The following is an 8,291-nucleotide window of genomic DNA, read 5'->3' on the forward strand; positions in this document are numbered from 1 at the left end:
TGAAAGTCTTTGCATTTCATGAGGCTGATTCTTAATTGACAATCCTCACACCGAATAGTAAAACTAGCTTAATAAAAAAAGGAGCGGAAGCGAAGAGAAAAGAAGATTTTTACCTGTTTTGACCAGGAGAAGACAGGTGGAGGAAGATATATAAAAGGAGCGTATGAATATGAAAAACAGCCATTGGAGATCTTTTAAAAAAGGGATGTCCTGGTTTTTGGTATTTGCAATCGCAATGGGAAGCCAGGGCACCGGTTTGTCTGCTGCCACGTTTGATTATGGACAAGACTATGGATATCAGCAGGAAGAAGTCTTATCTGCAGATCAATCTTACAGCAGTGAGGATGTACAGATAGAGGACGTACCGGCACAAGGCAGTGAGGCTGACACATCTCAGATAGAGGATATAGCAGCACCAGATCGTGAGACTGATCCATCCCAGATAGAGGAGGATACAGCGGCGCCAGACAGTGAGGCTGACACATCTCAGGTAGAGGATACAGGGGCGCCGGACAGCGAGGCTGACACATCTCAGGTAGAGGATACAGCGGCGCCGGACAGCGAGGCTGACACATCCAAGATAGAAGATGTTTTCACGGATGGGGAAAGTGTGCTTACTGATAGTAATGAAGAAACGGCAGATACCACTCTTCTGGATGCTCCTGCAGATGCACAGGAAGGCACCATTCAGTATCTGATCGAAGAAGCAAGGAAGGCAGGCTCTACAACACTTACCTTAAGTCTTGGAGAAAACTTTCCGGATACAGTAGAAGAGAATCTTCTGATCCCTCATGGTATGGATGTTGTACTGGATCTGAATGGGCATACACTGACTGTGGATAAAACATCAGCAGAGAATGGTAAGGATACCAATAATATTACTGTATACGGACAGCTTACCCTGCAGAACGGCACCTTATCCGGCAGTGCCTCTTCTCTTGGCAACGAGAATACAAGAGGCGTATTTGTATGCTATGGCGGCCGTCTGGTCCTTGGAAAGGGAGCAGAAATCTCCAGCTATGCTGCAGCAGGCCGAGGCGGCGGTGTGTATGTAAATGAAGGGGCCAGTCTGTCTATAGAAGGCGGTATGATCCGTGGGAACAGCTCCGGTATCAGCGGCGGCGGTATATGGATCTATCATGCAAGTGATCTTTCCTATCAGAGCGGTGCCATCACCGGGAACAGTGCTGCACTTAATGGGGGTGGTGTGTACATACAGTCTTATGACTGTGAAACAAGTACCTTTGGCAGCGGGATTTCCATTACAGAGAATCACGCAGATCAGAATGGAGGAGGCCTTTACATCCATAGTGTGTCTGATGTGGAAAATAAATGGATCTTTGATGGCCTGACTGTTTCAAATAATACTGCCGATATTAGAGGAGGCGGTGTTCATGTTCAGGCTCCGATTCATTTTACAATGGTTTCCGGAATGGTATCCCACAATCAGGCAGTGTCCTATGGCGGAGGTATGTATTTTTACAGTACTGACAAGATCCGGTCATCTGTCAGCTTTATGGGCGGCACTATTCAGGAAAACTCACTGACCGATGAGGATATTAATTATCAGTGGGTCGACGCCCATTATGGTGGCGGTGTGTGGATCAGCAATTATGCAGATGTGGTCCTTTCCGGAGTACAGATCCTGAATAATAAGACCATTGGTACCGGCGGCGGTGTTGCCATGGGAGCTTACTGTAAGGTACAGATCCAGGAGGGAACCCTGATAAATGGCAATAAAGCCAGCTTTTATGGTGGCGGCATATTTGGAAAGGGAGCCAATGTTGTAATGACCGGCGGTGAGATCTCTGATAACCAGGCTCAGGGAAGCACTTACGGCTGGGGCGGCGGACTTTATTTAGAAAACGGTAAACTGACCGCCAGCAGCGGTAAGATCTGCAGGAATGCAGCAGATTATGGAGGCGGCGGATATATTTCAACAGCGATCCTTTCCGGAGATGTGATCATTTCTGATAATCAGGCAAAGGGAAATGGTGGCGGTATCTATGGAAATGTTACCATGTCTGAGCAGGCCAGGGTCGAAGGAAATAAAGCGGACAATATGGGCGGTGGTGTGCACGGCTCTCTGGTTATGAATGGCGGCATCTTACATGGCAACAAGACCGGCATCAATGGAGGCGGCGGAGCCTATGGGACTGTAACCTTGAATGAAGGGGAAATCTCCGGCAACAATACTTCCGGAGTAGGCGGCGCAGTACGAGGCACCCTTTACATGAAGGGCGGAGTGATCAAAGATAATACTACCACCAGCAGCGGCGGCGTTTTATTTGGTGCCGGTACCATTTCCGGCGGTGAGATCACCAACAACCAGGCAAACAATTATGGCGGGGTTATATCTCTTACTGAAAATAACAGGCTTCTGACTATTACAGGAGATGTAAAGATCTATAACAATCGTGCCAACTATGGTGGTGCTGTAAGTCTGGCTGGCGGTACTGTCCAGATCAGCGGCGGCGAGATCAGTCATAATCAGGCGTATATTTATGGCGGTGGTGCTTATGTATGGACTACTAATACCTTAAATCCGGAGATCATAATAGAGAAAGGGGCAGTGATTTCTGATAATCAGGCACCGGGGTCAGGTACTATTCCAGGCGGACAGGATCTGTATGTTGCCGCAACCCTGAAGGTGAATAATAACGGCAAGCTCACTTATTTTACTCCTGTTGTCAGTCTGGCAGCAGCAGACCAGCTGAAATCACAGGATGGAACACCGGGAATTGCCTGGTATGATGAAACTACGGATGAAAGGAATACCCAGGGGCTGGAGCTGGATACTACAGAGCGGACAAAGGTTTACCGTTATACCTTTCTTTACTCTGAGCCTGAGACAGAGATGGTGGCAAGACTGGATGATTTGGCAGAATTTCCTACCGTTCAGGCAGCAGTAGATGCAGCCGGGGATGGACAGCTTCACAGGATCACTCTTTTAAAAGAGGATAAAGAGGCAGTGACGATCCCAAAGGGAGCCAGGGTCTGCTTTGACCTGAATGGGAATACCATCCGGGGAAGCGGGAAGACGAATACTCCTGTGTTTACAGTTAAAGGAGAAATGACCCTGGAAGATACAAGTGAAGACCAGACTGGATGTATTACCGGAGGTGTATCGGCTAGGTATGGCTTTGGAGGAGGCATCTTTGTCCAGGATGGAAGCCTGGTCATGAACAGCGGGACTTTGAAGGCAAATGGCAGCGGAAGTGTTTTAGTAATGGACAGGGACAGCTCTTTTGTGATGAATGGAGGCCTGATCACGAAAAACACACAGTCTGCGGTAGCTGTTAATGCCGGATCCTTTACAATGACAGGAGGAAAGATCACCGGGAACAGTGCCAATCAGGGCACAGGCGTTTATGGCTGGGCTGGTGCAAAGGTTCGTATAGAAGGCGGAGAGATCATCGGGAATACAGCCAATCAGGGTGCAGGCCTTTATGTGCAAGGCAGGCTGGACATTACCGGAGGCAGGATCTGTGATAACAAAGCAAGTAATTACGGAGGCGGCATCTATCTGTGGAATGGCACCTGCAATATGTCCGGTGGTGAGATCTCTGGCAATACAACCACCAATGCTAATGCAAACTGGGGAGGAGGCGGCATTTATCTGTCAAGTTCTACCCTGAATGTTACAGGTGGAGCTATCACAGGGAATACCACCGGCAGTGTAGGCGGCGGTATCCGTGTAGGTGCAGGCAGTATTGCTTCTGTGACAGGCGGAGTTGTATATGGCAATCAGTGCACGCTTGGTAAAAGTGATATATATGCAGCAGAAAGGGCAGGCCTTACCCTGATGCCGGCTTCGTCTATGGAGCCGGGAGATTATAATTGCTGGTATGATTGTGAAAATTATCAGGCATACACGGAAGCTGTTACATCCTCCAGTCTGGAACAGAATTGTCACTTTTATGCCTTGTACATGGAAGATCCATCTCAGGAAGCAGCGGCTCAGATTCTGGATGAAAGCGGAGCCGGGCAGAATTATCTATCTGTTCAGGAAGCAGTAAATGCAGCCACACAGGGACAGAGGATTTATCTTCTCAGAGATTGTGAAGAAAGTGTCAAAATTGTAAAGGACAAGGATGTGGTCCTGGACTTAAATGGATATACCTTATGCTCTTCACGGGAAAATGTGCTTGATATAAGAGGAAAGCTGGAAGTAGACAGTACCACAGGTCATCCTGGCACCAATCCGGACCAGAGCCAGGGCGGCAGGATCAAGCCGGCAGAAGGTGTTACCGGCAACAGAGGTGTCTTTGTAAGAGATGAAGGAATCTTTACCTTAAAGGGAGGCGTGATCACAGGCTTCTCCGGCGTAAAATATGGCGGCGGCATTTATGCAGACCAGAATGCTTCTGTTACCATCAGCGGGGGAGAGATCACTGGAAACCAGGCTGTTTATGGCGGCGGTATAGGATTTTACAGTATCAGTGCCAATGCCCCTTCTTCCTTTACCATGACAGGTGGAAGGATCTGTAATAATCAGGCCGAAAAGAATGGTGGCGGAGTGTATATGGGAAGAGCCTTCAATCTTGCCAACCAGATCCTGATATCAGGCGGTGAGATCTGTGAGAATACAGCCGGCAGCCATGGCGGCGGCGTAAGTGCTGATTTTACATCAGGAACAGATACAGCATCAACGATCAGCATTACCGGCGGTAAGATCCATCATAACACAGCGGAAACAGACGGAGCCGGTGTTTATATCCAGAATTGCAAAACGGTTGAGATCGGACCGGATCTGGAAGTTTCCTATAATGTGGGAAAAGGATATGGCGGCGGCATCCGTACCACATCTGTAGGGGAAGTAACTGTAGAGAATATTAATGCCCACCATAACCGGGCCAAAAGCGGTGGCGGCCTGTCCTTAAGCGCAGGAGATGTGCTGGTAAAGGACTGCAAGATCCATGATAACAGTACAAGACAATACGGAAACAACAGTTACAGCGGAGGCGCCAGTCTTTACGGTACCAGAAAGCTGGAAGTCCAAAAAGGTGAATTCTGGTTAAATGGAGCATATTACGGTGGCGGCCTGGGGATTGGCGCAGGTACAGCCGGACAGACAATCATCGGGAAAGAGGTATATATCCATGATAATAAGGCAAACGATGGTGGGGGTCTTAGGATCGATACAGTAGGAAAGCTTACATTAAATGGTCGGATTGAAAACAATAGCGCCACTCACGGCGGTGGTATCAAAGTGAAAACCACATCTTCTGAAATCAATTTTGCAGATGTGCTGGTACAGAATAATAAAGCTTCTGGTTATGGCGGAGGTGTTTTTATTGACTCAGGTACAGCCTCTAAGATATATATAGGGGATCAGGCCCGGATCATTACGAATACTGGAGGTTATGGCGGCGGTATCGCTTTATTTACAGGATATGAAATGTATCTGACTGGTGGACGGATCGCAGGCAATCAAGCAATTCATGGCGGAGGTATTTGGACCCGGCTGTCACAGCTGACCTTGTCAGGCGGTGTGATCGAAGATAATATAGCATCAAATACCGGCGGTGGTATCTACATAGACGGCAGAAGAGAATGGTCTACACGAAAAGTACAGATCACAGGAAATGTGCAGATCATCCATAACAAGGCAACCTATGGTGGCGGTGTGGGAGTTGGTGAAAATACAGCCCTTACCATGGACGGAGGCCTGACCAGTAATAACAAGGCACCCTATGGTGGCGGCGTATGGGTTTCTGCAGTGATGGGACAATTTGTAATAGAGAAGTCAGCAGAAACCGGAAGCACAGGCAAGCTGTATGGAAACCAGGCAGGTTACGGCAGAGATGTTTACGGAAGCTATGATAAATCCTATAAGAATTCTAAAATCCAGCTGTTTGCAGCTGCAGATATGTTTGGGGCTGATGAGGATAAAAAGGGTAACTGCTGGTATAATGAAACGAAAAAGTTGGCCATAACAGATCCGATTGAGTATGATCCGGTAACCAGGGCCTGCTGTTTTACTCTTCAATATGATTCACTGGAGTTTGTGGCAAAGATTGAAAATGAAACTGGTAATTATGATGCATATACCTCCCTTCAGCAAGCTGTTAATGCTGTAAAAGAAGGAAAGTACCAGGATGCGGCGCCGGAGATTTACCTGATCAAGGATATTAATGAAAGCATTCAGATCCCAGGTGGCGTAAGTGCAGTGTTGAACCTGAACGGGCACAAGCTGCAGGGCACAGACACTGCCATCACCTGTTCCGGTGACCTTAGGATCGTGGATGAGAAGACCGAAGGACTGGATCCGGGAGAAGCGACAGGAACCATCTCAGGAAGCACAAGAAAGCTGGGGGGCGGTATTCTGGTATTGTCCGGCGGCTATGTGACTATGGAGAGCGGACAGATCAGCATGTGTTCAGCACCTACCAATCAAAGCAATTGCGGCGGTGCAGGCGTGGCTGTCAGCGGCGGTACCTTTATCCTGGATAACACAGCTTCCATTAATGAGTGCAATGCTGCTTATGGAGCGGCTGTTTATGTAGGAGCAGGAAGCAGTCTTTTTGAAATGCGGGGAGGAACCATTTGCAACAATGCTGTGCAGGTTTTATATAATTGGGGATGCGGCGTTATTTACAATGCCGGCGGTACTGTCCGGATCAGCGGAGGACAGATCGCAGATAATGTTGTATCTAGCAAAGGAACCATTTATCTGTCCAACGGTAAATGCGTTTTGGAAGGCGGCGAGATCACCGGAAATAAAGCAGAATACGGCGGCGGTGTTTATATAGGAAGTGCAGCCAGTGTGTGGATGAGTAATACTCAGATTTCCAACAATCAGGCGACGATAAATGGCGGTGCTATTTATAATGAAGGCCAGCTGAATATTTTTGAAGGTACCAAGATCACCGGGAACCAGGCAGTAATGGGTGGTGCTATTTACCAGATCACCGGAAAAATCAAGATGGCAGGCGGCAATGTCACCGGTAATCAGGCGGAGAAGGGCGGCGGCCTTGCACAGAATCCCCAGGCGACAAATGCTGGCAGCTTTGTCCTGTCAGGAGGACTGCTGTGTGAAAATAAATCCACGATTGACGGAACCGGAAATGATATTTATTCCCTTTATGAGGAAACTGGAAATTACGAAAATGTAAGTGTAAGCCAGAAGCCGGCTGTCACACTGATCCAGGCAGCAGCCATGAAAGAGGACAATGGCAATGCCGCAAAGTATAATGCGTGGAGAAATGATGCTTACAGGGGGAACCAGCTGGAAGGCACAGATGTGACCAATGGTTATTATATTACCGGCGGTATCGACCAGAGCAATAACCTGAAGCTGACAGCTGTTACATATAAGGAAGCAGAAGTAAAAGGCCCGGCAAGCACGGTAAAGGTAGATTCCATTACGGTAATGACTACCAACAGCAAAGACGGTACTTCGGATGGCGGCGGTGCTTTTGACACGGAATGTACAGGAGATGAAAAGACAGCCTTGCAGCTTTTAGAGGAAGGGGACAGCCAGACAACAGAAGCGCCGGACGATGTTACAGAGGACGAAACAGAAGAAGAAATGGCTCAGCGTCATCACTATCTGTATAATGGCCAGATCCTGAAGATGATCTGCCATAATGGCAAGTGGTATGAGAGAGACCAGGCTGTTCTATGGAGCCCGGGAAATGACAGCTCCTATACCAATGGGATCGTGAGAAGCTTTGATACTGTCAAATATGATCTTTGTTTTACCCTGCAAGATACCGGGAAAGACGGAGAGGATGAAGAAAGGCAGGAAGGAAATTCTCCTGTAACAGATGAAACCTTACAGCTGTGGGTGGAAATGAAGCTGCCGGTGGACAGCAGCCTTGCTTCTTTCTACGACATGAACATGAAGTATTATTATATTTATGAGAAGAAGCTGGCAGATGGAAGCTATGCCCAGTATTTAAGAGGTTACTGGGAGCTGGAAGAAAATAAAGGGGGAACGGTTTACCGCAGCCTGGCCATTAGTGTGAAGGGCATGAACAACGGAGACCTGATTAAGCCCTCTTTTACCGCATGGGTAGGCGGAAATGAGGAGAATGAACAGAATCCAAAATCCTGCAGCTCAAAAACACTGACCGTATCAGCGGCACCAAGATATAATGTGCTTCTTAAGAGAAACTCCCAGCTTGCCTATACCAGCTACTTTGATACGGAAAGCGGTGAGGAAACCACAGAGGAAGAAGTTAAGAAACTTCAGGATGAAAACAAGGATACCTCCCACATCGTCTATGGTACCATGCTTGGATACGGCATTACCCTGCAGATGTACAATAATAAGACCAACAAGG

At 47.9% G+C, this 8,291-nt stretch carries 1 pseudogene; it reads left to right on the forward strand.

The features are described 5' to 3' along the window. Positions 1 to 169 precede the first annotated feature (169 nt). Positions 170 to 8,291 (forward strand): annotated as a pseudogene (locus tag G5B11_RS12360) (hypothetical protein); the annotation flags it as partial.

The organism is Blautia glucerasea, assembly GCF_013304385.1.
In the GTDB taxonomy this organism is placed as follows: Bacteria; Bacillota; Clostridia; order Lachnospirales; family Lachnospiraceae; genus Blautia_A; species Blautia_A ammoniilytica.